The sequence below is a fragment of the Streptomyces sp. NPDC002845 genome (assembly GCF_053591955.1).
Genome location: NZ_JBSFUU010000003.1, coordinates 45244 through 68958, shown reverse-complemented (window position 1 = coordinate 68958; position 23715 = coordinate 45244). Strand labels below are relative to the sequence as shown.

Sequence of the window (23715 nt, the reverse complement as noted above, 5' to 3'; positions counted from 1 at the left end):
ATGTCGACCACCACCGAGCGCGGTGTCACGAGCCCCGCCCCGGCCGAGGCCCCCCAGGCCCGGCCGCGGCGGCGGCTGCGGGGCAATCCCACCGCCAACTTCTGGCTCTTCACCGGCCCGTTCCTCATCGGACTGGCCGTCTTCGTCTACATCCCGATCGGCTGGAGCCTCTGGCTCTCCTTCTTCGACGCCCGGTTCACGGTCACGCCGAGCGAGTTCATCGGCTTCGACAACTACCGGTTCATGCTGAGCGACGAGGGCTTCACCGACTCGCTGGTCACCTTCACCGTCTTCGCCGCGTTCATCGTGCCCACCACCTGGGCCCTCTCGCTGGGGCTGGCACTGATGGTGAACCGGCTGCGGTTCATGCGGGCCTTCTTCCGCTCGGTCTTCTTCCTGCCCACCGCCGTGAGCTATGTCGCCGCCGCGCTCATCTGGAAGATGTCGCTCTTCAGCGGCGTCCGCTTCGGCCTGATGAACACCGTCCTCGGCTGGTTCGGCATCGACAGCATCGCCTGGCTGGCCAGCCCCAGTCCGCCCTGGTACTGGCTGGTCATCGTGACCGTACGGCTGTGGCTCCAGGCCGGGTTCTTCATGATCCTGTTCCTGGCGGCCCTGCAGAACATCCCGCAGAACCTGTACGAGGCCGCCGCCATCGACGGGGCGAAGCCGGGCCGGCAGACCTTCTGGTACATCACGCTGCCACAGCTGCGTGCCACGTCGACGGCCGTGATCCTGCTGCTCCTGGTGCAGGCGTTCCAGGCCTTCGACGAGTTCTTCAACCTGCTGTCGAGAACCACATGGGGCCGTCCACCGCTGGTCGAGCTGTACGAGACGGCCCTCGGCGAGAACCAGGACTACGGCGCCGGAAGCGCGGGCGCGATGATCCTGACCCTGCTGATCTGCGTCGTCACCCTGCTCCAGGGCAGGATCATGGGCTTCGGAAGGGGTGAGCAGACCAAGTGACCACCACCACTGGCGAGGTACGGAAAACTCCCGAGGTACGGAAACCCGCCAAGCCCCGTCGCGTCCGCCGCGGCGGCGTCATCGGCTCGGCCGGTCTCTACTGCGCCACCGCCGTCGCGGCCGTCCTCTTCCTCGTCCCCTTCTACCTGATCCTCCGCAACGCTCTCTCCACCGACGCCGAGATCACGGGCGCGGACTGGCAGTTCTTCCCCACCGACATCCAGTGGGGCAACATCACCGAGCCGTTCAGCGACACGACCGTCGACTTCGCCCGCTCCCTGTGGAACTCGGCGATCATCGGCGTCCTGCACACCATCGGCACCCTGCTGGTCGCCTCCCTCGCCGGATACGGCCTGGCTCGCATCCCCTACAAGCACGCCAACAAGGTCTTCTACGCCGTCCTGGGGACCCTGATGGTCCCGACCGCCGTCACCTTCGTCCCCAGCTTCGTGCTGGTCTCGTCGCTGGGCTGGGTGGACACCTACCGGGGTCTCATCATCCCGGGGCTCTTCAGTGGTTTCACCTGCTTCCTGTTCCGGCAGTACTTCCTGGGGTTCCCGAAGGAGCTGGAGGAGGCGGCACGGGTGGACGGACTCGGCTACTGGGGTGCGTACTGGCGTGTCGTCGTGCCGAACTCCCTGAACTTCTTCGCCGCGATCGCCACGATCACCTTCATCAGCGGCTGGAACGCCTTCCTCTGGCCACTGGTGATCGGCCAGGACCCGAGCGCGTGGACCGTTCAGGTGGCGCTCTCCTCGTACATGACCAACCAGACCGTCAACTTCCATCTGATGTTCATGGCCACGGCCATTTCCATCCTGCCCCTGGTGTTCGTGTTCCTGTTCCTGCAGCGCTGGCTGGTGCAGGGGATCGCACAGACCGGCATCAAGGGCTGACGCCTTCTTTCAAGACCTGGAGACCGATGTCTTTCCGCACCACCACCATCGTCGATTACGTCGAGGACGTCTCACCCGGGAGCGGTGCGCTGCCGCCACGCGCGTGGTACGCAGCCTCCGACGCCGTATCGCTGTCGCTGAACGGCAGCTGGCGCTTCCGGCTGTCCGCGACCGCCGACGCCGAGGACGACTCCTTCGCCGCGGAGGGGTACGACGCCGGGGGCTGGGCGGAGATCCCGGTCCCGGGTCACTGGGTGCTCCAGGGGCACGGTGCGCCCATCTACACCAACCACCTCTACCCCTTTCCGGTGGACCCGCCCCGGGTGCCGACGGAGAACCCGACCGGTGACCACCTGCGGGTCTTCGACCTGCCGTCCGACTGGCCCTCGGACGGCGGGGCCGTCATCCGCTTCGACGGGGTCGAGTCCTGTGCCCGCGTCTGGCTCAACGGCAGGGACATCGGCGAGTTCAAGGGCTCCCGGCTGCCGCACGAGTTCACGGTGGGGCATCTGCTGAAGCCGGCCGGGAACGTGCTCGCCGTCCGGGTCCACCAGTGGTCGGCGGGCTCGTACCTGGAGGACCAGGACCAGTGGTGGCTGCCCGGCATCTTCCGTGACGTGACGCTGCTGCACCGCCCGGCAAGCAGCGCCCTCGACTTCTTCGTGCACGCCTCGTACGACCACGTCGCCGGTGAGGGCACCCTGCGCGTCGACTCCGACGTCGACGGCCGGGTCACCGTGCCCGCCCTGGACATCGATGTCGCGACCGGCGAGTCCGTGACCGTGCCGGTGCGGCCGTGGACCGCCGAGACGCCGCAGCTGTACGACGGTGTGCTGGCCACGGAGGGCGAGCGGGTGCCGTTGCGCATCGGCTTCCGGACCGTGGAACTGTCGGACGGCCTGATCAAGGTCAACGGCAGGCCGATCCTGTTCAAGGGGGTCAACCGCCACGAGTGGCACCCGGAGCAGGGCCGCGCCCTGGACCTGGAGACCATGGAGCAGGACGTGCTGCTGATGAAGCGGCACAACATCAACGCGGTCCGCACCTCGCACTACCCGCCGCACCCCGCCTTCCTGGACCTGTGCGACGAGTACGGCCTGTGGGTCATCGACGAGTGCGACCTGGAGACCCACGGCTTCACCGAGCAGGCCTGGCGCGACAACCCCGTCGACGACGACCGCTGGACCCCGGCGCTGCTCGACCGGGCGGCCCGCATGGTCGAGCGGGACAAGAACCACCCGTCGGTCGTCATCTGGTCCCTCGGCAACGAAGCCGGCTCCGGACGCGGCCTGACGGCCATGGCGGAATGGATCCACGGCCGGGACGGCTCACGCCTCGTGCACTACGAGGGCGACTGGGACTGCCGCGACAGCGACATGTACTCGCGGATGTACCCCGACCACGCCGAGACCGAGCGCATCGGCCAGGGCCTCGACGGCGGCACGCTCAAACGGCGCCAACTCCCCCTGATCCTCTGCGAGTACGGCCACGCCATGGGCAACGGTCCCGGCGGACTCGCCGACTACCAGCGGCTCTTCGAGTCGTACGACCGGCTCCAGGGCGGCTTCATCTGGGAGTGGATCGACCACGGCATCAAGGACGAGCGGTACGGCTTCGCGTACGGCGGCGACTTCGGCGAGGAACTGCACGACGGGAACTTCGTCTGCGACGGCCTGATCTTCCCGGACCGTACGCCCTCGCCGGGCCTGGTCGAGTACAAGAAGGTCATCGAGCCGGTCCGCATCGAGGGCGACGGCGCGGACGGCACCGTACGGGTGACGAACGCGTACGACTTCGCCGACCTCTCCGCGCTGGCATTCGAGTGGTCGTACCAAGTGGACGGTGACACGGTCGAGGCGGGCGCGCTGTCGGTGCCCGCGCTCGCGCCGGGCGAGTCGGCGGAGGTGAAGCTGCCGGAGCCGCCGGCGTCGTACGGGCGGGGCGGTGAGACGCAGTGGACGGTACGGGCGCTGCTGGCGGACGACACGCCCTGGGGGAAGAAGGACCACCAGGTGGCCTGGGCCCAACTCCCGGTCATTGAACGGCCGTTGCCGTCCGTCGCGCCGAGTGACCGGCCCACGGCGAGCGAGCGGCTGATCTACCTCGGCCCGGCCACCTTCGACGTGCGCACGGGCGCGCTGAAGACCATCGGCCCACGTGATGTGACCGGGCCGCGCCTGGACGTGTGGCGAGCCCCGACCGACAACGACGCCGGCGCCCCCTGGCAGCCCGACGCCCGCTACGGCCTGCTCTGGCGCAAGCTCGGCCTGCACCGGATGCGACACCGGCTGGACGCGGTGGAGTTGGGCGAGGACGCGCTGACGGTACGGACCCGAGTGGCGCCCGCCGCCTGGGAGGTGGGCCTGCGCACGGTGTACCGGTGGACGTCGGACGGGACGCGGCTGAAGCTGACGGTGTCCGTGGCGCCCGAGGGCGACTGGACGCTGCCGCTGCCGAGGCTCGGCATCCGCTTCGGGCTGTCCTCCGCCGGTGAGGTGAAGTGGTTCGGCGGCGGCCCCGGTGAGGGGTACCCGGACACCAAGTCGGCGTCGATGCTGGGCCTTTGGCGCTCCTCGGTGGATGAGCTCCAGACTCCGTACGTGCGCCCCCAGGAGAACGGCGCCCGGCCCGACGTCCGCTGGGCGGAGATCGGCGGGCTGCGTATCGAGGGCGACCCCGAGTTCTGGTTCACCGCCCGGCGCTGGACGAGCGAACAGCTCGACGCGGCCGAGCACCTGACGGACCTGAAGCCCGGCGGTACGACCTGGGTCAACCTCGACCACGGCCAGATGGGCATCGGCTCCCAGTCCTGCGGCCCCGGCGCGCTGCCGCAGTACCACCTGCGCGCACAGCCCGCCGAATTCTCCTTCATCTTCTCGGAGGCCAATTGAGCGGCAGTATCGAGGTCCGGGACCTGTCCCGGACCTTCCACACCACGATGCGGCGCCCCGGTTTCGCCGGGGCGCTGCGCTCCCTCGTCAACCCGGAACGGGTGGCCAAGCACGCCGTCTCCGGCATCACCTTCGACGTGGCCCCCGGCGAACTCCTCGCCCTGCTCGGCCCGAACGGCGCCGGCAAGTCCACCACCATCAAGATGCTCACCGGCATCCTCACCCCGACCTCCGGCGAGGCCCGGGTCGCGGGCGTCGTCCCGTACCGGGAGCGCGAGCGCAACGCCCGCAACATCGGCGCGGTGTTCGGGCAGCGCACCCAGCTGTGGTGGGATCTGCCCGTGCGCGAGTCGTTCGCGATCCTGCGGGACATCTACGAGGTGCCGAAGGCCGAACACGCGGCGCGGCTGCGGGAGTTCGACGATCTCCTGGACCTCTCCTCCTTCTGGGACACCCGAGTACGCCACCTCTCCCTCGGCCAGCGCGTGCGCTGCGACCTGGCGGCGGCCCTGCTGCACGACCCGCCGGTCGTCTTCCTCGACGAACCGACGATCGGCATGGACGTGGTGGTGAAGGAGCAGGTGCGGGAGTTCCTGCGCCACCAGGTGGAACAACGCGGCCGCACGGTCCTCCTCACCACCCACGACATGACGGAGGTCGAGCGGCTGGCGGAGCGGGTCGTCCTCATCAACCACGGGCGGCTCATGCTGGACGGCACGCTGGAGGAGATCCGCCGCAAGTTCGGCTCGACCTGGCAGGTGCGGGCGACACTGACCGATCCGCACGCCGAGGTCGAGCCGTGGCCCGGGATCGCGGTCGTACGACGGGAGGGGCGGCAGCTGGTCCTCGGCCCGGACGGCCCCGACGCCCCGACGGTCCACCAGGCGCTGAAGCAGGTGATCGAGCGGTACGAGGTGACCGACATCGCCCTCGACGAGGCGGAGCTGGAGGACGTGATGCGAGCCGCGTACGCCCAGGCGGGGCAGGTCTGATGGCCGTCCTGCACGCCTGGCGGGCCGCCCGCGTCACCCCCCTCGGCGAACTGCACAACCCGCCCCGCATGACCGCCGCGCTCCTCCGCCTGACCGTGCAGGTGGTGCTGGTGTGGTCGCTGTGGCGCGGCCTGTACGCGAACACCGGCACCACCGCCGGACTCGACCGCGACCAGGCGGTCACGTACGCCGTGCTCGCCGTACTGGCCACCCGAATACGGGAGTTGGACCAGTACGCGGGCCGGGACACCGTGCTCCAGCACATGCACTTCGGCACCATCGTGTACTGGTACCTGCGCCCCCTGTCACCCCAGCGGTACTACGCGCTGCGGGCGCTGGGCGAGCAGCTGTACGGGCTGGTGTGGGTGCTGGTGGGATACGGGATGTGCCTGGCCACGGGGATCGTGGAGCCTCCGAAGTCGGCAGCGGTGGCGGGGGTGTTCGCGCTGAGCGCCCTGCTCGGCCAGTGGGTCCTGTACTACGTCATGCTCATCATCGACCAACTGTGCTTCTTCACACTCCGCAACGGCGCCGCGGTGCTGATCCTGATCTTCGCGCAGAACCTGCTGGCCGGGGTGTACGCGCCGCTGTGGTTCTTCCCCGACTGGTTCATCACCCTCAGCAGCCTCCTCCCCTTCCAGGCGACGCTGAGTGTGCCGTTGTCGCTGTACGTGGGCCGCATCGAACTATCCGACGCGGGCGCGCAGTTGGCGATCCAGGCGGCCTGGATTCTGCTGCTGGCCCTGTTCACCCGACTGCTGTGGCGGCGGGCCGCCCAACGCGTGATCTCGCAGGGGGGTTGAGCATGTCGCTGAAACCATGGCTGATCGCCTGGCGCATCACTCGCCTCAACTTCCGTGCCCAGATCGAGTACCGCTCCGAGTTCCTGATGATGATCGCCATCGGCGCGGTCTGGCAGGTCTCCGTGATCGTGTTCGCGACGGTCCTGCTGACCCGGTTCACCGGCATGGGCGGCTGGGACAGCTCGGACGTACTCCTGATCCCGGCGACCCGGATGCTGGCGCACGGCCTGTTCGTACTGTTCCTGGGGCGGGTGCACGGGCTGGGCCGCCACATCCAGGAGGGCGTGATCGAGACGTACCTCGTCCGCCCCATGCCGGTGTACCGCCAGATCCAGCTGTCCTACTTCCCCACCAACGCGATCGGTGACCTGACGGTGGCGGCGGGGCTGATGGCGGGCGCCCTGTCGCGCAGCCAACTGGACTGGACGGCGGGCCGGATCACGTATCTGATCGCTTGCGTGCTCGGCGGCATGCTCCTGGAGGCGGCCTTGTTCACGGTGGTGGCGTGCGCGTCGCTGCGCTTCCCGGCCGCCGACTACTGGGGCCGGTGGCTGGAGGAGTTGCTCGGCACGTTCGGCAGCTATCCGCTCAACGTCCTGCCGAGGGCGGTGGGCACCTTCCTGACGTTCGGGCTGCCACTCGCGTTCGTGGCGTACTTTCCGGCGGCGGTCCTGACCGGGCATGGGGACGACACGGGGGTGCCGTACTGGCTGGCGGCGGTTTCGCCGGTGCTGGGGGTGGCGGCTTATCTGGGGACGCGGGTTTTGTGGCGGTGGAGTTTGCGGCACTACAGCGGGGTGAACGGTTAGCTTGCTCTTCATCCTCCCGTTCCGCCGTCTGTGATCACGGAGAGGTTCCGTCGGAAGGGACGGTGTACGCATGCTTTCCGGACTTGGCTCCCATCCGTTGGTTCTCGGGGTGCGGTTCGTTCTGGAGCTGGTGGCTCTGGTGTGCTTCGGGGTCTGGGCTTGGCGTGAGTCGCCCGCTGCTCTGCGGTACATCGCTGTGGTCGTCGTTCCGCTGACCGTCGCCGTGTTGTGGGGAGTCTTCGCAACCCCGGGCGATGAGTCCCGGTCCGGAGGGACGGTGGTCGCGACCCCCGGTCCGTTGCGACTCCTGCTGGAACTGGCCGTCTTCTTCGGCGGAGCCGCGGTGTTGTACGCGGCGGGAGCACGCACCCCTGCCGCGGTGTTCGCCGGAGTGTTGGTGGGCTACCACGTTCTGTCCTGGGACCGGATGCTGTGGCTGCTCAGGCACTGAGTCCGCGGGACCTCGTCCGGTTCCGAACAGTGCGTCGAACGTGACCGTCGGGCGCCCGAGGACGGTTGGGGGCGCCTTGCCGCATGCCCGATCCCGGGCAGCCACAGACACGGCATCCTCACGGCGGAGACATCAGTGGTCCGCGCAGCACGGGGTCGGGTCCGGGAACTCGAAGGGGACCAGGACACCGCCCGCCGCGGGCATGGCGGTCAGGACGAGATCGCCGTCGTGCCACTGCGGGCGTACGTGGTCCCGCGTCACCAGTCGTGTGTCCGGGGCCAGTTGCCCCGGCGCACCCAGGACGGCCACGCTGTCGATCGCGGAGCCGGACAGCAGCTCCGCGATCGACAGCGTGCCGGTGAGTGACGCGACGCCCGGGTACAGGACGGCCCGGCCGGTCGTGTCCGGGGTGCCGTCCGACACCTCGTAGCCCTTGGCCGCGAGGTGCGCGCGGGCGGCGCGGTAGCACGTCTGCGAGTCGAGCGTGAACGAGAGGGCGACGTGCGGCCGGTCGCCGCGCACCAGGTGCGTGCAGCCGAACACGCCCTCGGGGAGGGCGAGTTCGGCCGCGAGCGTGTGGATCAGGTGGTCGGCCGCGCGCAGGTCGCGCAGGTCCGCGTCCACCGTGAGGGCGCACGGCCTCACGAGGGGAGGACCCACACGGGGTTCGAGTAGAACCAGAGGTCGCGCCACGGGTCCGCGTCGCCGACGACGTCGATCGCCGGGCCCGCCGGGTCGACGGCCGCGCCCATCGCGCCCACGGCGGACCGGTTGCCGTCGCTGCCGCGCAGACGGACGTACAACGGGCGGTCGACGCGACCGAGTCGGTACGTCAGCCGGACCGTGCCGGTCGACCTGTTCACGTCGTACGACTTCACGACCTTCGCCGTCGGCGCGGTGAACGTGTCCTTGTCCGCGACCGTGCCGGTGACATCGCCCTGGATGACGTCGACGCGGGCCAGCGTCGGTACAAAACCGGCCCAGTTGGGGCCGCCGGCCAGGGCCACGTCCACGGTCAGCGTGACGTTCGTGCCCTTCCTGACGTGCAGGGCGCCGCCGAGGGTGGCCCAGCGGCCGCCGCCCGAGACACGGACGTCGAGGCCGCTGATGAGCTGGCCGTGGTCGACCCAGACGCGGCCGGCGCGGATGCCGTCCATGACGGCGGCGTAGTTGAAGCAGTCGGCGCCGACGTGAGTGCGGCTGTACTGGCCCGGCCAGTAGTCGCCCTCGGACAGGTCGATCTTCCCCCCGTACACCGGGTCCGCGTACTTGCCGTTCGCCGCGAAGTCGCCGTTCGGGCCGCGGACCGCGGTGTCCGTGTAGACGTTGTGGGAGTCGGAGTTGGCGGTGATCCACCAGGGCTTGCCCTCGGCGAGGAGGCTGTCCCACAGGCCGCCCACGGTGGCGGTCATCCAGTCGAAGCCGCCCCAGGTGCGGTAGCTCTCCAGCGGGTAGTCCGGGAAGGAGTTGGCACCCGGGCTGCCGTCGTACAGACCGCGGGCCCGGCCCATGCCGAGGTCCGCGTGGATCCCGCCGGCCTGGTGGCCGGGGGCGCCCTCCATGCCGACGGCGATGCGACGGCCCCGGGTGGCGTCGCGCCAGGCGCGCATCTCGTGCGGCGAGTCGATGCCCTTGCGCGCGGGGTGGTTGGCGAGCATGAGGGCGTCCCTGATCTTGCGGCGACGCACCTGTTCGGCGAGAAAGGTCAGGCCTGCGACGGCGAGCCTCTCGTTGGCGGGCGTGGAGTCGCCGGCGCCCTTGACGCGGCCGTCGTAGTCGGTCTCGAACTGCTTGAGGACCGAGACCTCGTTCCTGCCCGGGTGCACGAAGACGGTGCCGTGCTCGGCGGCCGGGATGTTCCACTCCAGGCCCTGGAAGACGAGGGTGTCCCGGTGGGAGGCCCGTGCCTCCTTGATGTCCGGGTTGACCTTCTCCACGCCGATCCTGGCATGGGTCTCGTTGCCGTGGTCGGTGATGACCAGCCAGTCCATGCCGTGCCGGGCGCCCTGGCGGACCTGGTCGGCGACGCGGTACTTGCCGTCGTTGCTGTACTGGGTGTGGATGTGGTGGTCGCCGGCCAGCCACAGGAAGCCCTTCCTCCGGCGGCCGTTCGTGGCGGCGGCGTACGCGGGAGCGGTCGCGCCGGCGCTCAGCACGCTCCCGGCGGCCAGGCCCGCGCCGAGGAGGCCCGCTCGGCGCAGCAGCGAGCGGCGCGACTGCTGCTCGGGGGTCAGGGCCTCGTCGGGGACGGACGTGTCGAAGGCGGCGGGCAGGGCGCCCGCCGCCTCGTGCTCGTGGCCGTGTCCGTGGTGGTGATGGCCATGCGCGTGCCCGTGTCCCATGAAACGCCTCCTGTTGCCGCTGCCTTCTGCGGCTGCCTTCTACGACGCCGCTGCGCCGCCTGAGGAGAATCGAGGCAGAACGTGAACATTGAACGAGCAGCGGGTGATCGGCGGGTGCCCCGGACACGGCGGGTAGTCACGTCGCTCACTGTTTCCCCAACTGCCCTTGTACGTCACACTGCTTGGGATCGAATCTGAACAGCGTTCACCTTTCCCGCCTCCGGAGACCCCCCATGAGAAGACTGATCGGCACCCTCACGGCCGCCGCACTGGCCCTCACCGGCCTCGCCACCACCGGCTCCACACCCGCCGCGGCCGCCACCACCGGTTCCTTCAACGTCCTGACGTACAACATCGCCGGCCTCCCGCTCGGCCTCGGCGACAGCGACCCGGAGACGAACACCCCGCTGATCGGTCAGCGGCTCGGCCCGTACGACCTCGTGAACGTGCAGGAGGACTTCAACTACCACGCCTCGCTGTACGCCAACGACACCCACCCGCACCGCACGGCGACCAGCGGCGGAGCCCTCTTCGGCGACGGCATGAACACCCTGTCCGACTACGCCTTCGAGGACTTCCAGCGGGTGAAGTGGAACGACTGCACCGGCACCAACTGCCTGACCCCGAAGGGCTTTTCGCTGGCGCGGGTGCGGCTCGCCGAGGGCATCTTCGTGGACCTCTACAACGTGCACACGAACGCCGACGCGTCGGACGACGCCCTCGCCGCCCGGCGCGCCAACGTCCAGCAGCTCTCCGACTTCATCCGGGCGAACTCCGCGGGCAACGCCGTGATCGTCATGGGTGACACCAACACCCGCTACACCCGCTCCGGCGACAACATCCGCACGCTCGTCGCCGAGAACGGCCTCACCGACCCCTGGGTGGAGCTGGTCAAGGGCGGTACGCCCCCGGCCCAGGGCAGCGACGCGCTGGTCTGCGACGCGGCGGCCCCGACCAACGACTGCGAGGTCGTGGACAAGGTCCTCTACCGCGGCAGCGAGCTCCTCACCCTCGACGCCACCCGCTACAACAACGACTGGAAGTCCTTCCTGCGCTCCGACGGCGAGCACCTCTCCGACCACTTCCCGCACACGGTCGACTTCTCCTACACCCTCAACTCGTCCCTGAGGGCGAGCGACTTCTTCGGCGGCCCGCACGGCACGGCCTTCAACGACGCGGACGACCTGCCGTCCACCGTGTCGCCCCGCACACTGACCCTGCGCGGAGGCTCCCGCCTCGACGCGGTGTCGCTGACGCACGACGGCGGTACGAGGCTGAGCCACGGCGGCACGGGCGGCACGGCGACGTCGCTGACCCTCGCATCGGGCGAGCACCTCACCTCGGTCAAGCTGACGCAGGGGAAGAAGGACGGCCACACAAGGATCTTCTCGGCGGCCTTCACCACGGACAAGGGCCGCACCCTCTCCTCCGGCACGGCGACGTCCGACACGAGGACCTTCACGGCCCCCTCCGGCTGGCAGATCGTCGGGTTCACGGGGCGGTCGGGCGACGAGGTCGACAAGCTGGGCGTGCTGTACGCGCCGATCGGCTGAGCCTCCCCCGTGTGCGCACGGCGGTCGTGGCCGCTCCCACGACCGCCGCCTTCCGCCGTCTCAGGGCCGGTTCTCGTAGACCACGTTGAACGGGGTCTGTGCCGCCCGCCGGAACCGGGTGAAGCCCGCCTCGTGACCACCGCGCGGACGGCCGCCTCTCCTGCCTGTGCGCCCAGCGAGTGGCCGCCGAGCTGGGAGAGGCTGTTGGGCACGCTGAGGAACGTGGAACCGCTGTAGTAGAGCCGCCCCACGGGGTTGAAGTTCTCCTCGACCTTGTCAGAGGCGTTCGGCTCGGCCAACAGCCATGTGACGTCGGCGGCCAGCGCCTCCCGTACCCACCTGGCCGCCCCGACCTGGTGGTATTTGGATAGTGTCTGGCCACCCTGGGTTTCTCTGGAGGTGGCCGCCGTGGCTCGCGCAGGAATCACCGCCGACAGGCTTACGGCGGCGGCCGCCGACCTCGCCGACGAGGTCGGCTTCGAGAACGTCACCCTGTCCGCGCTGGCGCGGCACTTCGGCGTGAAGGACGCGAGCCTCTACTCCCACGTCAGGAACCTCCAGGACCTGCGGACGCGGATCGCGCTGCTCGTGGGCGGAGAGATGATCGACCGGATCGCCGCCGCGGTCGCGGGCCGGTCCGGAAAGGACGCGCTGTCCGCGTTCGCCGACGCCTATCGAGAGTACGCACTGGAGCACCCGGGCCGCTACGCGGCCACCCAGATCCGCGTCGACCAGGCCCTCGTCGCCGAGGCTCCCGCCTTTCGGCGTACCGCTGAGATCACGTACGGGATGCTTCGCGCGTACGGGCTCGACGAGCCGGATCTCACGGATGCGGTGCGGTTGTTGCGCAGCACGTTCCACGGGTACTGCGTGCTGGAGGCGAGCGGCGGGTTCGGGGCGGCGCGTGATGTGCGGGTGTCGTGGGAGCGGGGAGTCGAAGCGCTGCATGCGGCGTTGGAGCATTGGCCGCAGGCGGGGAGCAGAGACGGGGAGTGACCCGCCCTTTCGGCTACAAGGCATCCCTGGCTTCGCTGAGCGCCTGCACTTCGCCGTAGGTGGGTGTCGGTCCCTCCGGGGGACGGCCGACCCGGATGTCCGCGACCGTCTCCAGGGCCGCGCCCAAGGCCCGCCGGTACAGCAGCGAACCGAGGCTGACGCGGCGGACGCCGAGGTCGGTGAGGTGAGTGAGGGTGGGGCCTGTGGGTGAGTAGAGGATGTTGAGGGGGACGTCGACGGCCTCGACCAGGGCGGCGATCCCGGTCGGATCGGTCACGCCGGGGACGAAGACGCCGTCCGCTCCCGCCTGTTGGTAGGCGTCGAGGCGGCACAGGGTTTCCCGGTCGTCGCCGTCGCCCAGCCAGTACGTGTCGGTGCGGGCGTTGACGAAGAGGCCGGGCGCGGCGGACTTCACGGCGGCGATCTTCGCGGCGTGCAGCGATACGTCACCGAGCCCGTCCTCCAGGTTGATCCCGACCACGCCCACGGCGGACAGCTCACGCGCCAACTCGCCCACCTCGTCCGGGCCTTCGCTGAAACCGCCCTCCGCGTCGACCGACAGCAGGAAGGGCCCCGAGCCGAGGCTCAGGGCCAGCCGCAGCGTCTCCTCGCGGGTCGCGGACGTACCGTCGGGGAGGCCGACGGACGCGGCCACGGCGAGGCTGGTCGTGCCGATCGCGCGGAAGCCCCGGGCTGCGAGGGCCGAGGCAGAGGCGTGGTCCCAGGCGTTGGGGAGGAGGAGGGGTTCGTCGGTGTGGTGGAGATCGGCGAAGGCGGTCATGGCCGAACGGTAGAGGGGTGACGCTTCGGCGCCGGCCGAACCGTTCCCGCACAACTCACGTCACTCAGGCAACCTCTTCCCCACCGGCGGCGACTTCCGGGCATGACATCCGCAAGACCCACTTCCGCCCACCGTCGTCGGCGGCTCGCCCGCAAGCCCCTCGTGGGCTCCCTCGCCGCCGCCTGCCTCCTCGCGGGTGCCTGGTACGCGACCGCCACGGCGACGACCACCACCTCCAACGCGGCGACCGGCCTCACCGTCACCAGTGCCAAGGTCAAGCTGCCCGCCAAGTTCCCGTACCTCTCGGCCGGTTACAACAACACCCGCGAGTGGACCCGGACGGCGACCGCGGCGGCCCCCGACGGCACCCTCCGCGTCGCCTGGCCCGCCTCGAACGGCATCCACGTCACCCCGCTGACGGCGGCCGGCAAGCGAGCGGGCGCCGACACGGTCGTCAAGGGCGCCAAGGAGGTCGGCGGACTCGTCGCGCACAACGACGGCTTCGCGCTCCTGACCCGCGTCGCCGACAGCAACAAGTGGAAGGAGACGGCGGCCGCGCTCGTCCGCTACAAGAACGGCAAGCAGGCCTGGCGGACGAAGCTCACCGGAACCGCCTCGCACGACACGGCCCCGCTGCTCGACGGCCAACTCGCCTGGAACGGCAAGAAGTACGGGGCGTACTTCGTCGTCCACGGCGCGGGCGGCTTCGCGGACGGCCACTTCGGCGACAAGCTGGCGTACGTCGGGAACCGGGGCAAGAAGCTCGGCGGCGGCTGGGGCTGGGGCTGCTCCCACAACGAGGGCATCGCCCTGCACGCCGAGCGCACCGGCGCCTTCGCCTCCCTCTGCTTCGACGACTGGCGCTCGGGCCTGTTCGTGTCGACGGGCATCGGCGCCCCCGACAACGCACCCGTCGTCCAGCGCGAGCAGTGCTGGGCGGGCTACTGCGGCGGCACCTTCGCCGGCCGCACGGGCGACCTCGTCAAGTCCCCGGCCGGCCGCTACGCCACCGCCTTCGCCTCCCGCGGCGCCGCCTCCGCCGCCAAGAACCCGGACGACGCGAGCGGCCGTGGCTGGACCGTGAAGCCGAGGACCGGCACGCACCAGGTCGCGATCGCCTTCCTCAAGAACCGCAAGACCCCTGCGGGCAAGCCGGTCTACCTCACCAGTGCCAAGCGCACCGAACACGTCAACGTCCGTGTCGCCCCGTACGGCAAGAACCGGCTCCTCGTCTCCTGGGAGACCCTGAAGAACGCCAAGTGCGCCGACGGCACCTGCACGGGCACGTTCACGGGCACCCACTTCCGCCTCGTCGACTGGAACGGCAAACTCCAGGGCGCCGACAAGGTCGTCAAGGCCCGGATCTCCGGTGACATCGCGGTCCTGAAGGACGGCACGCTGACGTGGGCGTACGCGCCGGTGACTCCGTCGTACTCGACGCCGCTCAACGGGGCGTCCCCGACGACGAAGACGCTGAGGATCGCCCGGCTGAAGCCCTGACTTGCTCGGACACGACGATGGGGGCCCGGCATGTGCCGGGCCCCCATGGGGTGTGGCCCAGTCGCACCTGCGCGGCCGGGTCACGAGTCAACGAAGTATTCGCAGCACCCGGCACGCTCAGTTCGACGCCGCGCCGCGCCTTCCTTTGCACCGAACGGCCCCACCGACCGCTCAAAAGGCTAGACGCAGTCAAACCATCGGTCCGCCCGGCTCCACCCGAACCGCCGTCTCGGAGCCGTCTTCCCAGGTCACACGCAGTTCCGTGCCATCCACGACGACCGACGCCAGGTCCGCGAGCGGGCGAGGATCCGGGTCGGCGGTGAGCCTGGCAAGGGCCACGAAGAGGCCGTCGCCGTCGCCGGTGACGCCCGTGAGGGACTCGCTCAGCCCGAGCACCGGGACCATCTCCGCGCGCACACCGTCCCGCGCCGCCCACCCGGTGAGCCGCACCGGCGTCCCCGGCGCGGCCCCCGACACCAGATGCGCCCGCACCTCCACGGCCCCGTGCGCCAGCACGACGTTGGTCACCCTCGTTCCCCCGCCCACCGTGTGCCGCGAGGCCACCCAGTCGTCGCCGACTCCCAGCGGCTCGATACCGGCCCGGCTCGCGTCACCGTCGACGATCACGCTGTTGTCGTATGACTCGGCGGGCTCCGCCAGAGGCACGGGCGCCGTCACCGTCGAGTACGCGAGCCGCGTGTAGAACGGGTCGTAGCGGACGTCCTCGCTGCCGTGGTTGTGGAGACGCACGATGCCATCCGAGCTCGTCGACTGCAGCAGCCAGTTGGGCGGCCCCACCGGCCGCAGCTCATCCCCCCGCTCCACCGGCCCCGCCTCCTCCGTCGCCGTCCACACCTCGTGGTCCGGTGGCAGCAGCAGCCCGAGGAAGCCCTTGCTGGCCCAGTAGGGGGATGCAGGTCCCGAATACCCCTGCAGTACAGCCGGGTCGGGGCCGTGCCAGCCCAGCGAGAGCAGGCCCCGGTCGTCGACGGCGCCCCGGACGAGGAAGTACCTGAGCGCGCCGGAGGCCAGCCGCCGGGTCTCGCCCGGGGGCAGAGGGGTATGGCCGGTCAACGCGCCCAGCCACAGCGGGACCGTCGTCGCGAAGCGGTATGTCAGGGAGCGGCCCTGGTGCAGGGGGGCGCCGTCGCCACCGAACAGGCGGGCGTAGTCGTCGAGGTGGCGCGACAGCCGACCACCGTACAGGTCCAGCAGACGCTCGTCGTTCGCGAGCCAGGCGTGCAGCACCGGGTAGAGGTGCATCGCCCAGCCGTTGTAGTAGTCGAACTTGCGGCCGTCGCCGTCGGTGTACCAGCCGTCGCCCAGGTACCACTGCTCGATGCGGTCGAGTCGGTGGTCGATGACACGGCGCGCCAGTTCCGGCTCGTGGCCGATCTCTTCGAGGAAGCCACCGACCGTCACCGGGAACAGTTCCCAGTTGCAGGGCCAGGGTTCAGCCGTGAGCGCGTCCCCGAGCCAGGCCGCCGCGCGCTGTCGTACGGAGTCGTCGAGGCGGTCCCAGAGCAGCGGTCGGGTCAGGCGGAGCGCGAAGGCGATGGACGCGGCCTCCACCAGCGGCTGGCTGCGGTCCTCGATGCGTGGCCAGACGCCCGAGACGCCGGCCGCGAGGCCGTCGCCGTACCGCTCAAGTGCCTTCTCGTCCTTGCGGAAGGCGGCGAGGAGCAGCGTACGGGCGTAGCCCTCCAGCCCGTCCGAGAGACGGCCGGACCAGCTCGTGCGGTCGCCGGGGAGGTGGTACAGCGCGCCGTCGGCTGTGGCGTACGGCTCCACGGCGGCCAGCAGCGCCTCGGCGGCGGCCTCCCAGTGGGCGCGGGTGTAGCCGGTGTACGGGCTGAGGGTGCGGTCCTCGGGGGGCTCGGGAGGCATGGCGTGGTGTTCCTGTCTTGTCGTCGCCGCGTTTGGAACCTGGGGCGCCCCGGTTCCGGTCGGGGCGCCCCAGGGGTTCAACCCTCCCTTGTCTTCCCCTCGGGGAGGAGACCTTGCGCGACGAGTTCGTCGCGGACCAGGTCGGCGTAGACGGTGGCGCCGTGGACGGAGGTGTGGGTGTTGTCCCGCTTCTCGTTGTAGAGGTAGAGGGACTTGGATGCCTCCACGCCGAGGGATTCGACGAGGGCCTTCGTCTTCGCGGTGAGGTCGATCAGGGGTACGTCGTGGGCCGCCGCCACCGAGCGGGTGACCGCCGGGTGGTCGACGCCGAGGCCGTTGACGAGGAGGGCGACGTCGTTGTTCAGGGTGCCGTCGGAGTTGAACCAGCGGCGGACGATGGGGGTGACCAGGACCGGTTCGCCGCCCTTCGCGCGGACGCCCTCGACCAGGGTCTCCAGGTTCGCGCGGTAGGTCGCCTCGTCGGTCTGCTTGTCGTTGTGGGCGAGCTGGATGAGGACGAGGTCTCCGGGGCGGATCAGGGGCTGGACGGTCGGGAAGAGCCGGGAGTCGGCGAGGTAAGAGACCGTGCTCTCGCCCGAGTCGGCGTAGTTGGCGACGGACAGGCCCTTGCGGAGGTACTGCGGGAGCCGCTGGCCCCAGCCGGTGTACGGGTCACTGGCCTGGTCGCAGACGGTGGAGTCGCCGACCAGGAAGATCTGCCGGGCGTGCCGGGCGGGGGTCACGCGGATGCCGGCCAGCGCGGGCGCCGAGCCGTCGATCACCAGGTCGAGGCCGGGTGTGCCCTCGGCGGCGGTGGGCTCGCCCTCGGGGGTGCGGACGTTCACGGTGAAGGCGCGGGCCACCCGCTCGCCCGCCGCCGTGGCCGTCTCGGGCAGGATCGCCCGCCGGGCCTCACCGCTCACGCTCGTGGCGGCCGCCGTCTCCCCGCCGAGGAGGACCTTCACGTCGTACGTGCCGGGCGGGACGTCGAAGTGGCAGGTGACCGGGGCGGTGCCGGTGCAGTTCTCGACGCCGAGGGCCGGCCGGCGGTCGTACGCCTGTGCCGGAGCGGCGGACAGAGCGGTGCCCAACGTCGCCACAGCCAGCGCGGCGATGGTGAAACGTTTCATTACGACTCCCGAAGCGGATCGACAAGTCCCGGACCCTGGCGGCTGGACCGTACAACAAGAGGGCAAGCGCTTTCTAGATCGCTGCACGTTTTCACAGGATCATCAATTTCCCCGGCGACGAAAGCCCTTTCGTGAATCTGATTCGACTGTCACCCTTCCGTTTCACCCGCATCCCCCCACACCTCCGGAAGGAGACATCCCGCATGGTCACCTCTCCCGACAGACCCCTCGGCCGCCGCGGTTTCGTCCTCGGCGCGACGGCCACCGCCGCCGGCGCGGCCCTCGCCGGACCCCTCTCGGGCACCGCGCGCGCCGCGAGCTTCGGCTGGACCGACGACGGCACGAACTATGTGATCGACACCGGGGCCGACCTGGTCTTCAAGGTCAGAAAATCCAACGGCGACCTGTCCTCGCTCGTCTACCGGGGCACGGAGTACCAGGGCTACGCGGGCAGGAACTCGCACATCGAGTCGGGCCTCGGCAGCTCCACGGTGACGATCCGGCAGTCCGGTTCGACGATCCTGGTGAGCGTCACCTACGGCACGCTGAGGCACTACTACGCGGCCCGCAGCGGCGAGAACAACATCTACGTGTGGACCAACAAGGCCGACACGTCGGTCTCGGCGACCCGCTTCATCCTGCGCACCAGGCCGGGCCTGTTCCTCAACGACGAGCCCGACTCCTACACGTACGCGCCCACCGCCATCGAGGCCTCGGACGTGTTCAGGAAGTCCGACGGACAGACGCGCTCCAAGCACTACTCGAAGCTGCGGGTCATGGACTACAACTACGTCGGCTGGTCGGCGAACGGCGTCGGCCTGTGGATCGTGCGCAGCAATCACGAGAAGGCCTCCGGCGGGCCCTTCTACCGCTCCCTGCTGCGCCACCAGAGCGCCGACGGCGGCGGCCTCTACGAGATCCTGTACTACGGCCAGAACCAGACCGAGGCCCAGCGCTTCGGCCTCCAGGGCCCGTATGTCATCGCCTTCACGGACGGCGGGGCGCCATCCTCGTCGCTGTTCCCGGGCACACTGACCACCTCGTGGGCGGACTCGCTCGGCATCTCCGGGTATGTGGGCGCGAGCGGCCGGGGCCGGGTCGCGGGCGTCGGCATCACCGGGCGGAACACGTCGTACGCGTACACGGTCGGGCTCGCCAACTCGGCGGCGCAGTACTGGGGTTCGGCACGGGCGTCCGACGGCTACTTCTCCATCTCGGGGGTGCTGCCGGGGACGTACACGCTGACCGTCTTCAAGGGCGAGCTGGCCGTCTACACGACCTCGGTGACGGTCACGGCGGGCGGTACGACCGCCCTCAACACGATCGCGATCCCGTCCTCGAACGACCCGTCCAACGCATCCGCGATCTGGCGGATCAACGACTGGAACGGCACGCCGAGCGGGTTCAAGAACGCCGACCTGATGACGTACGCGCATCCGTCGGACGTCCGGGCCGCCTCCTGGACCGGCAATGTGGTGATCGGCAGCGGCAGCGAGACCTCCGCCTTCCCCTGCTACGTCTGGAAGGACGTCAACAGCGGCATCCTCGTCTACTTCCGGCTGACCGCCGCCCAGGCCGCCGCCGCGCACACCCTGAGGATCGGTGTGACGACGGCCTACGCCAACGGCCGGCCACAGATCGAGGTGAACGGCTGGACCTCGGCCATCCCCTCCCCACCCACCCAGCCGAACACCCGCTCGCTGACGAACGGGTCCTACCGGGGCAACAACCACACGTTCACCTACAGTGTGCCCGCGTCCGCCTGGCTGACGGACACGAGCCAGTACAACATCCTGAAGATCAACGTGGTGAGCGGTTCGGGGACGACCTCCTACCTCAGCGCCGGTACGGCGATCGACGCGATCGATCTACTGGCGTGAAGCGTCGGGCCTGACGTCCGATCAAGTACCGCGTGTCCACTGCTGGTTCGGGCCGCCGTTGCACGTGTACGTGATGACGGCGGCCGAGTCGGCGGCGGACGCGCCGTTCACGTCCAGGTACTCGCCGGTCGCGCGGGAGACGACGTTGATGTAGCGGCCGTTCGTCGTGACGGACCACTGCTGGTTGGTGACCGAGGACTTGCGGTTCGCCCTCGCACGCCCACGGCGTACTCGATTGTCGTCCGCGCCGAGGCCGACGACCGCTCGGTGTCGCCGTGGGTCCGCGCTGCCGAGCACGAGCTCAAGCGGGCGGCGTGACCGAAGACCACACGCCGAACCACTGCTCGGCGCCGTATGCCTCGAACCGCTCCAGCTCGGTGAACCCCAGCTTCGCCGCTAGGCGCATCGAGCGGGCGTTGGCGGTTTGGGTGTAGAGCACCACCGGCTCACCGGGAAGCTCGCCGGCGAACCAGTCGAGTGCGGCTGTGCACGCCTCGGTGGCGTACCCGCGTCCCCACGCCTCCGGCAGGAACAAGTAGCCGAGCTCGGTCCCCCCCGGCCTCCCGACGATGGCTGCTGCCCGGAAGCTCGGGGGCGTGCGGGTCGAGCTGGATCGTGCCGATCACCGCTTCGTCGAGCTCGACCACGAAGAAGCCAGGGCGCCGCCCGGGCACCTCGGGCACCGTGCGTTCGAGCTCGGCGCGCGGTCGAGGGCCACCGAGGTAGGTGCCCACCTCTGGCGAGGCGTTCAGCTCGATGACCGCCGCGCGGTCCCGGGCCTCGGACTCGCGGAGTACGAGGCGCTCGGTCTTGATCGGGGTAGGCGGCCAGCCGAGGGGGCGGAGGTCAGTCATGCCGGCCAACCTAGCCAGCGGGCTCGGAAGCGATCAAGACGCGCGGACCGATCAACCCACCGGCCCAGGGCCTCACCGTCCGAGCAGCCGGGGAACCAGCACCGAGGCCGTGATCAGGGACACCGCCAGAGGAAGCATCGTCAGACCGGCCTGAAGCGGGTCGGCCCCCCACCGGTCCTACAGGTAGTAGGTGAACAGCAGGAACGAGGTGGACAGCGCCTATCCGCGCGACCTCTTACTCAAGACCGCCGAACCGGCCCTCAGCCACAGCGGAGACGAACGCGGAGAGCTGCCCACGGTTCACCAACAGCGCTGGCCCGTGCGGCCTCTTGCTGTCCCGTACGGCCACCGTCTCGGCATCGACGATGCCGCATTCGACGCACTGCGCTCCCGTGTCACTGTACGAGGACTTCCACCACGTCAAGGGGAGGGCGGACGCGTCGCCAACATGGTTCATGTGGTCTTCCTTATTGTCGTGATCAGTTCCGCCGACGCCTCGACCGAGAGCGCGGAAGATGTCAGTCGTTGCCAGGCGTCCCGGTGAGCGGCTACCCCGTCGCCGTCCTCGACGTACAGTGCCGAGGCCAACCCCTCGGTATGGACGACGTCGAGGTCAGCATGCGGGCCGAAACCGAGAATCGTGAAGCTGCCCAACTGGCCGACGTGAAGGGGTGCGTCCGAGGGGAGCACCTGAATGTTGACGTTCGGACGCTTCGCCATGGTGAGCAACCGGCCCAGCTGCTCACTCATCAGGCCCTCAGTTTTCGAGGACGACCGTAGGGCGCCCTCGGCGATGATCGCCCACAGCGTGAGCGGGTCCTCGCGGGTGAGTACTGCCTGACGGGCGAGGCGCACCTCGACCAAGGCATCGGCCCGCGCCTCAACCGCCTCGGACATCGCCGTCGCCCGGATGATCTCGCGGGCGTACTCGGCCGTGTGCAACAGGCCGGGAATCGCCCCCAGTTGCCACGACGAGACTGATTCAGCCTCGGCCTCAAGACTGATCAGATCCTCGTACACAGGTGTGAGGACGCCCCGGTACGAGTGCCACCAACCGCGCTGCGCACCTTCTTTGGTGAGGGTGAGCAGCGCGGCCCGTAGTTCATCGCTTACCTCCCGGCCCAATCCGACGTACAGATCGAGCAGAGCGTCGATGTCCTTCTCTTTGGCCGGGCTCTTGGCCGTCTCGATCCTCGACAGCTTCGAGGACACGAACCGTCCATCGGACTTCTCCGCGACCTCTTCGAGAGTGAGTTCGCCCCGAAGTGCCTTCAACTTGGCACCGAGGCGTCGACGGCGCACAGTAGGCGCACTCACGTTCGCTCCCTCCCCTTCAGCGGTCCGCCCGACAGTCTGCCGTGACCCCATATCCGCTGTCACCTGCACACTTAACACACTGCACGCCCATCCCACCATCGTGTGCAATTTTCTATGGATTAGCGAAACGGCTTGCAGTGCAGAGAGTTGGAGGAGCAATCTGTGTATGCCGAAATGCGAGTGCACCCGCAAGCGTGCCGCGAAGGACAGGGCGCGCTGTGGCGCTTGCCCATGAGGGGACATGCATGATCGAACCACGGGCCACCGCGCCCGCCCGCCGCACACCAGCCGTCGGCCCGCCTTCCATCCTGTTACTGGACGGCGTGCCTCAATCCGCCAGACATGCCCGCGAGTTCGTACGTGAGTTCATCGCGTACCACGTTCCGGGCGCATCCGAGGACCACGTCGAGAACGCCATCCTGGCCGCATCCGAAATGGTCACCAACGCCATCCGGTACGGCACCGAACCCGGCGATTCCCTTCGGGTGGAAATTCACGCCGACGACGTCCGGACACGCATCGAGGTGCACGACCCCGTTCGCCGCCGTCCCCGCTCCCGCCCCAAGTCGGACGAACGGGATCGCGGCCGGGGCTTGATCATCCTCGACGCCCTGTGCGGCCCTCACGGCACAGGGTGGGGAGTCAAAGACATCCCACTCGGCAAAGCCGTGTGGGCGGAGGTGAAGGCGTCATGACCATGTCCATCACCACGGCGCCCCCCGGCGTCGGATTCGTCGCCGGTATCCGTCTCGCAACCGGCATCCACCAAACCGACGCGTTCACCATGGCCAACCTGCTCGCGTTCCATTCTCCGCCCCGCCTGGCACACGAGACCGACGAGAGCATCCGCGAGGGCATGCGGTCCTTCGCCTCCGCGATGCGCCTCGGTCCACACGACAATGAACCGCCGTACATCGGTCACCGTGTCCGGGTGCAGCGCGGTACGCCGTGGCTCAATTACGGCGACGACGAGTACCGCCTACGCGTACCTGCGGCGCGATCGTGGCTCGACGTGGCCGCAAATGGCGGACCGATCCGCGTCCTGGTCCTGTTCGAACCCCTCACCCCCGGAGCCAACCAGCACCAGACCGCGGAACACTTGCGCAACTGCTACCAGCACGGCGCGATGCGTTGGGGGACGACGCACCACGTCTGACCGAACAGCGAACGGGTCGCCCCGGAGTGATGAAGACCCCGGGTCGACCCGCCGGGATCGAGCCTACAGGCCACCATCCGACACCACGGAACTGATCCACGCTGCGACGCCAGACGGCCCTGATCCCTCACGGTGAGGGATCAGGGCCGCTCATTGCTGCCGGTTTGCCACGGGGGTACAGGGCCACACGGGTCCACCCGGTCGCGTCCCGCGAGGTGGTGCAAGCGATCATGCGCTCCGCCCTCCGGTACCCGGCTCGCGACGATCTCCCCGTCTGCGCGTCACGCGAAAGCGCCCGGTCAGCTGCCGGGAGGGCCCCAGCCGGTCGAAGCGCCCGGCGTGACCTGCCAGTTCCGGCCCGTTGATCGGCTGCACCACCCGGCGGGACGCCATCGTCCACCCGGGGCGACAACCACAGGTTCACCCAGGCTTGCCTCGCGATGTCCGCGCCGGTCACACTGGCCGACCTGCTTTTCTGCTGGGGGGCCGCGCGGCGGTAGCCGCACATCGA

General features: G+C 69.5%; 20 protein-coding genes and 3 pseudogenes. 13 read left to right on the top strand and 10 right to left on the bottom strand.

Annotation, left to right across the window (positions count from 1 at the left end):
* From ACWD3C_RS02795 to ACWD3C_RS02765, 7 genes are all read left to right on the top strand, one after another.
* A complete protein-coding gene (locus tag ACWD3C_RS02795; RefSeq protein ID WP_451139330.1) occupies positions 1-966 on the top strand; it encodes a carbohydrate ABC transporter permease in 966 nt (321 codons plus the stop codon).
* Positions 963-1862, top strand: coding sequence for a carbohydrate ABC transporter permease (locus tag ACWD3C_RS02790; RefSeq protein ID WP_451139328.1), 900 nt, complete (start codon positions 963-965; stop codon positions 1860-1862). Before ACWD3C_RS02795 ends, ACWD3C_RS02790 begins: the two co-directional genes overlap by 4 nt.
* 26 nt (positions 1863-1888) lie before the next feature.
* Positions 1889-4753 carry a glycoside hydrolase family 2 TIM barrel-domain containing protein gene (locus ACWD3C_RS02785; RefSeq protein WP_451139326.1) on the top strand — a complete coding sequence of 955 codons (2865 nt, stop codon included), beginning with the start codon at positions 1889-1891 and terminating at the stop codon, positions 4751-4753.
* Entirely contained in the window at positions 4750-5745 is a 996-nt protein-coding gene (locus ACWD3C_RS02780; protein WP_451139324.1) for an ABC transporter ATP-binding protein, read from the top strand. The genes ACWD3C_RS02785 and ACWD3C_RS02780 overlap by 4 nt, the downstream gene beginning before the upstream one ends.
* Positions 5745-6548 carry an ABC-2 family transporter protein gene (locus ACWD3C_RS02775; RefSeq protein WP_451139322.1) on the top strand — a complete coding sequence of 268 codons (804 nt, stop codon included), beginning with the start codon at positions 5745-5747 and terminating at the stop codon, positions 6546-6548. The genes ACWD3C_RS02780 and ACWD3C_RS02775 overlap by 1 nt, the downstream gene beginning before the upstream one ends.
* A 2-nt stretch (positions 6549-6550) precedes the next feature.
* Positions 6551-7357 (top strand): ABC transporter permease, encoded by an 807-nt coding sequence (locus ACWD3C_RS02770; RefSeq protein ID WP_451139320.1) that lies wholly within the window; start codon positions 6551-6553, stop codon positions 7355-7357.
* Positions 7358-7427: 70 nt separating this feature from the next.
* Positions 7428-7808 (top strand): YrdB family protein, encoded by a 381-nt coding sequence (locus tag ACWD3C_RS02765; RefSeq protein WP_451139318.1) that lies wholly within the window; start codon positions 7428-7430, stop codon positions 7806-7808.
* A 132-nt stretch (positions 7809-7940) separates the two neighbouring features.
* Here ACWD3C_RS02765 and ACWD3C_RS02760 read toward each other — a convergent pair whose 3' ends face one another.
* Both ACWD3C_RS02760 and ACWD3C_RS02755 read right to left on the bottom strand, forming a co-directional pair.
* A complete protein-coding gene (locus ACWD3C_RS02760) occupies positions 7941-8453 on the bottom strand; it encodes a hypothetical protein (RefSeq protein WP_451139316.1) in 513 nt (170 codons plus the stop codon).
* Positions 8450-10150, bottom strand: a complete 1701-nt coding sequence (locus ACWD3C_RS02755) for a PHP domain-containing protein (protein ID WP_451139314.1) — start codon at positions 10148-10150, stop codon at positions 8450-8452. The genes ACWD3C_RS02760 and ACWD3C_RS02755 overlap by 4 nt, the downstream gene beginning before the upstream one ends.
* A gap of 233 nt (positions 10151-10383) precedes the next feature.
* Here ACWD3C_RS02755 and ACWD3C_RS02750 point away from each other — a divergent pair, with 233 nt between their 5' ends.
* Together ACWD3C_RS02750 and ACWD3C_RS02745 are read left to right on the top strand one after the other, a co-directional pair.
* A complete protein-coding gene (locus tag ACWD3C_RS02750; RefSeq protein WP_451139312.1) occupies positions 10384-11703 on the top strand; it encodes a jacalin-like lectin in 1320 nt (439 codons plus the stop codon).
* 408 nt (positions 11704-12111) lie between these two features.
* Entirely contained in the window at positions 12112-12699 is a 588-nt protein-coding gene (locus ACWD3C_RS02745) for a WHG domain-containing protein (protein ID WP_451139310.1), read from the top strand.
* 13 nt (positions 12700-12712) lie between these two features.
* Here ACWD3C_RS02745 and ACWD3C_RS02740 read toward each other — a convergent pair whose 3' ends face one another.
* Positions 12713-13480, bottom strand: a complete 768-nt coding sequence (locus ACWD3C_RS02740) for an isocitrate lyase/PEP mutase family protein (RefSeq protein ID WP_451139308.1) — start codon at positions 13478-13480, stop codon at positions 12713-12715.
* 102 nt (positions 13481-13582) lie between these two features.
* On the opposite strand from ACWD3C_RS02740, the gene ACWD3C_RS02735 reads away from it, so the two are divergent.
* Positions 13583-14980, top strand: coding sequence for a hypothetical protein (locus ACWD3C_RS02735; RefSeq protein WP_451139306.1), 1398 nt, complete (start codon positions 13583-13585; stop codon positions 14978-14980).
* A gap of 189 nt (positions 14981-15169) precedes the next feature.
* Here ACWD3C_RS02735 and ACWD3C_RS02730 read toward each other — a convergent pair whose 3' ends face one another.
* Together ACWD3C_RS02730 and ACWD3C_RS02725 are read right to left on the bottom strand one after the other, a co-directional pair.
* Positions 15170-16867, bottom strand: coding sequence for a DUF2264 domain-containing protein (locus tag ACWD3C_RS02730; RefSeq protein ID WP_451139304.1), 1698 nt, complete (start codon positions 16865-16867; stop codon positions 15170-15172).
* Between the two features lie 77 nt (positions 16868-16944).
* On the bottom strand, positions 16945-17997 hold the full coding sequence (locus ACWD3C_RS02725; protein ID WP_451139302.1) for a rhamnogalacturonan acetylesterase: 1053 nt from the start codon (positions 17995-17997) through the stop codon (positions 16945-16947).
* Between the two features lie 203 nt (positions 17998-18200).
* Here ACWD3C_RS02725 and ACWD3C_RS02720 point away from each other — a divergent pair, with 203 nt between their 5' ends.
* A complete protein-coding gene (locus ACWD3C_RS02720) occupies positions 18201-19877 on the top strand; it encodes a rhamnogalacturonan lyase B N-terminal domain-containing protein (protein ID WP_451139300.1) in 1677 nt (558 codons plus the stop codon).
* A 21-nt stretch (positions 19878-19898) separates the two neighbouring features.
* Here the strand turns inward: ACWD3C_RS02720 and ACWD3C_RS02715 are convergent.
* The 5 genes and pseudogenes from ACWD3C_RS02715 to ACWD3C_RS02695 all read right to left on the bottom strand — a co-directional run.
* A pseudogene (locus tag ACWD3C_RS02715) lies at positions 19899-20075 on the bottom strand (RICIN domain-containing protein); the annotation flags it as partial.
* Between the two features lie 103 nt (positions 20076-20178).
* Positions 20179-20731: pseudogene (locus ACWD3C_RS02710) on the bottom strand (GNAT family N-acetyltransferase).
* 75 nt (positions 20732-20806) lie between these two features.
* Positions 20807-20950, bottom strand: a pseudogene (locus tag ACWD3C_RS02705) (MFS transporter); the annotation flags it as partial.
* Between the two features lie 16 nt (positions 20951-20966).
* Positions 20967-21188, bottom strand: coding sequence for a DUF397 domain-containing protein (locus ACWD3C_RS02700; protein ID WP_451139298.1), 222 nt, complete (start codon positions 21186-21188; stop codon positions 20967-20969).
* The gene (locus ACWD3C_RS02695) at positions 21185-22048 is read right to left on the bottom strand and encodes a DUF5753 domain-containing protein (protein WP_451139610.1); all 864 of its coding nucleotides are present in this window, start codon (positions 22046-22048) and stop codon (positions 21185-21187) included. Before ACWD3C_RS02695 ends, ACWD3C_RS02700 begins: the two co-directional genes overlap by 4 nt.
* 245 nt (positions 22049-22293) lie before the next feature.
* Between ACWD3C_RS02695 and ACWD3C_RS02690 the strand changes: the two genes are divergently transcribed.
* Together ACWD3C_RS02690 and ACWD3C_RS02685 are read left to right on the top strand one after the other, a co-directional pair.
* Positions 22294-22743 carry an ATP-binding protein gene (locus ACWD3C_RS02690; RefSeq protein ID WP_451139296.1) on the top strand — a complete coding sequence of 150 codons (450 nt, stop codon included), beginning with the start codon at positions 22294-22296 and terminating at the stop codon, positions 22741-22743.
* Positions 22740-23204, top strand: a complete 465-nt coding sequence (locus ACWD3C_RS02685) for a hypothetical protein (RefSeq protein ID WP_451139294.1) — start codon at positions 22740-22742, stop codon at positions 23202-23204. Before ACWD3C_RS02690 ends, ACWD3C_RS02685 begins: the two co-directional genes overlap by 4 nt.
* Positions 23205-23715 lie beyond the last annotated feature (511 nt).

Bases quoted from the DNA above. Each gene is read 5' to 3' on its own strand.
- ACWD3C_RS02795 (WP_451139330.1), top strand. From the start codon at position 1: ATGTCGACCACCACCGAGCGCGGTGTCACGAGCCCCGCCCCGGCCGAG.
- ACWD3C_RS02690 (WP_451139296.1), top strand. From the start codon at position 22,294: ATGATCGAACCACGGGCCACCGCGCCCGCCCGCCGCACACCAGCCGTC.
- ACWD3C_RS02685 (WP_451139294.1), top strand. From the start codon at position 22,740: ATGACCATGTCCATCACCACGGCGCCCCCCGGCGTCGGATTCGTCGCC.
- ACWD3C_RS02785 (WP_451139326.1), top strand. From the start codon at position 1,889: ATGTCTTTCCGCACCACCACCATCGTCGATTACGTCGAGGACGTCTCA.
- ACWD3C_RS02750 (WP_451139312.1), top strand. From the start codon at position 10,384: ATGAGAAGACTGATCGGCACCCTCACGGCCGCCGCACTGGCCCTCACC.
- ACWD3C_RS02730 (WP_451139304.1), bottom strand. From the start codon at position 16,867: ATGCCTCCCGAGCCCCCCGAGGACCGCACCCTCAGCCCGTACACCGGC.
- ACWD3C_RS02770 (WP_451139320.1), top strand. From the start codon at position 6,551: ATGTCGCTGAAACCATGGCTGATCGCCTGGCGCATCACTCGCCTCAAC.
- ACWD3C_RS02720 (WP_451139300.1), top strand. From the start codon at position 18,201: ATGGTCACCTCTCCCGACAGACCCCTCGGCCGCCGCGGTTTCGTCCTC.
- ACWD3C_RS02755 (WP_451139314.1), bottom strand. From the start codon at position 10,150: ATGGGACACGGGCACGCGCATGGCCATCACCACCACGGACACGGCCAC.
- ACWD3C_RS02725 (WP_451139302.1), bottom strand. From the start codon at position 17,997: ATGAAACGTTTCACCATCGCCGCGCTGGCTGTGGCGACGTTGGGCACC.
- ACWD3C_RS02740 (WP_451139308.1), bottom strand. From the start codon at position 13,480: ATGACCGCCTTCGCCGATCTCCACCACACCGACGAACCCCTCCTCCTC.
- ACWD3C_RS02700 (WP_451139298.1), bottom strand. From the start codon at position 21,188: ATGAACCATGTTGGCGACGCGTCCGCCCTCCCCTTGACGTGGTGGAAG.
- ACWD3C_RS02765 (WP_451139318.1), top strand. From the start codon at position 7,428: ATGCTTTCCGGACTTGGCTCCCATCCGTTGGTTCTCGGGGTGCGGTTC.
- ACWD3C_RS02735 (WP_451139306.1), top strand. From the start codon at position 13,583: ATGACATCCGCAAGACCCACTTCCGCCCACCGTCGTCGGCGGCTCGCC.
- ACWD3C_RS02775 (WP_451139322.1), top strand. From the start codon at position 5,745: ATGGCCGTCCTGCACGCCTGGCGGGCCGCCCGCGTCACCCCCCTCGGC.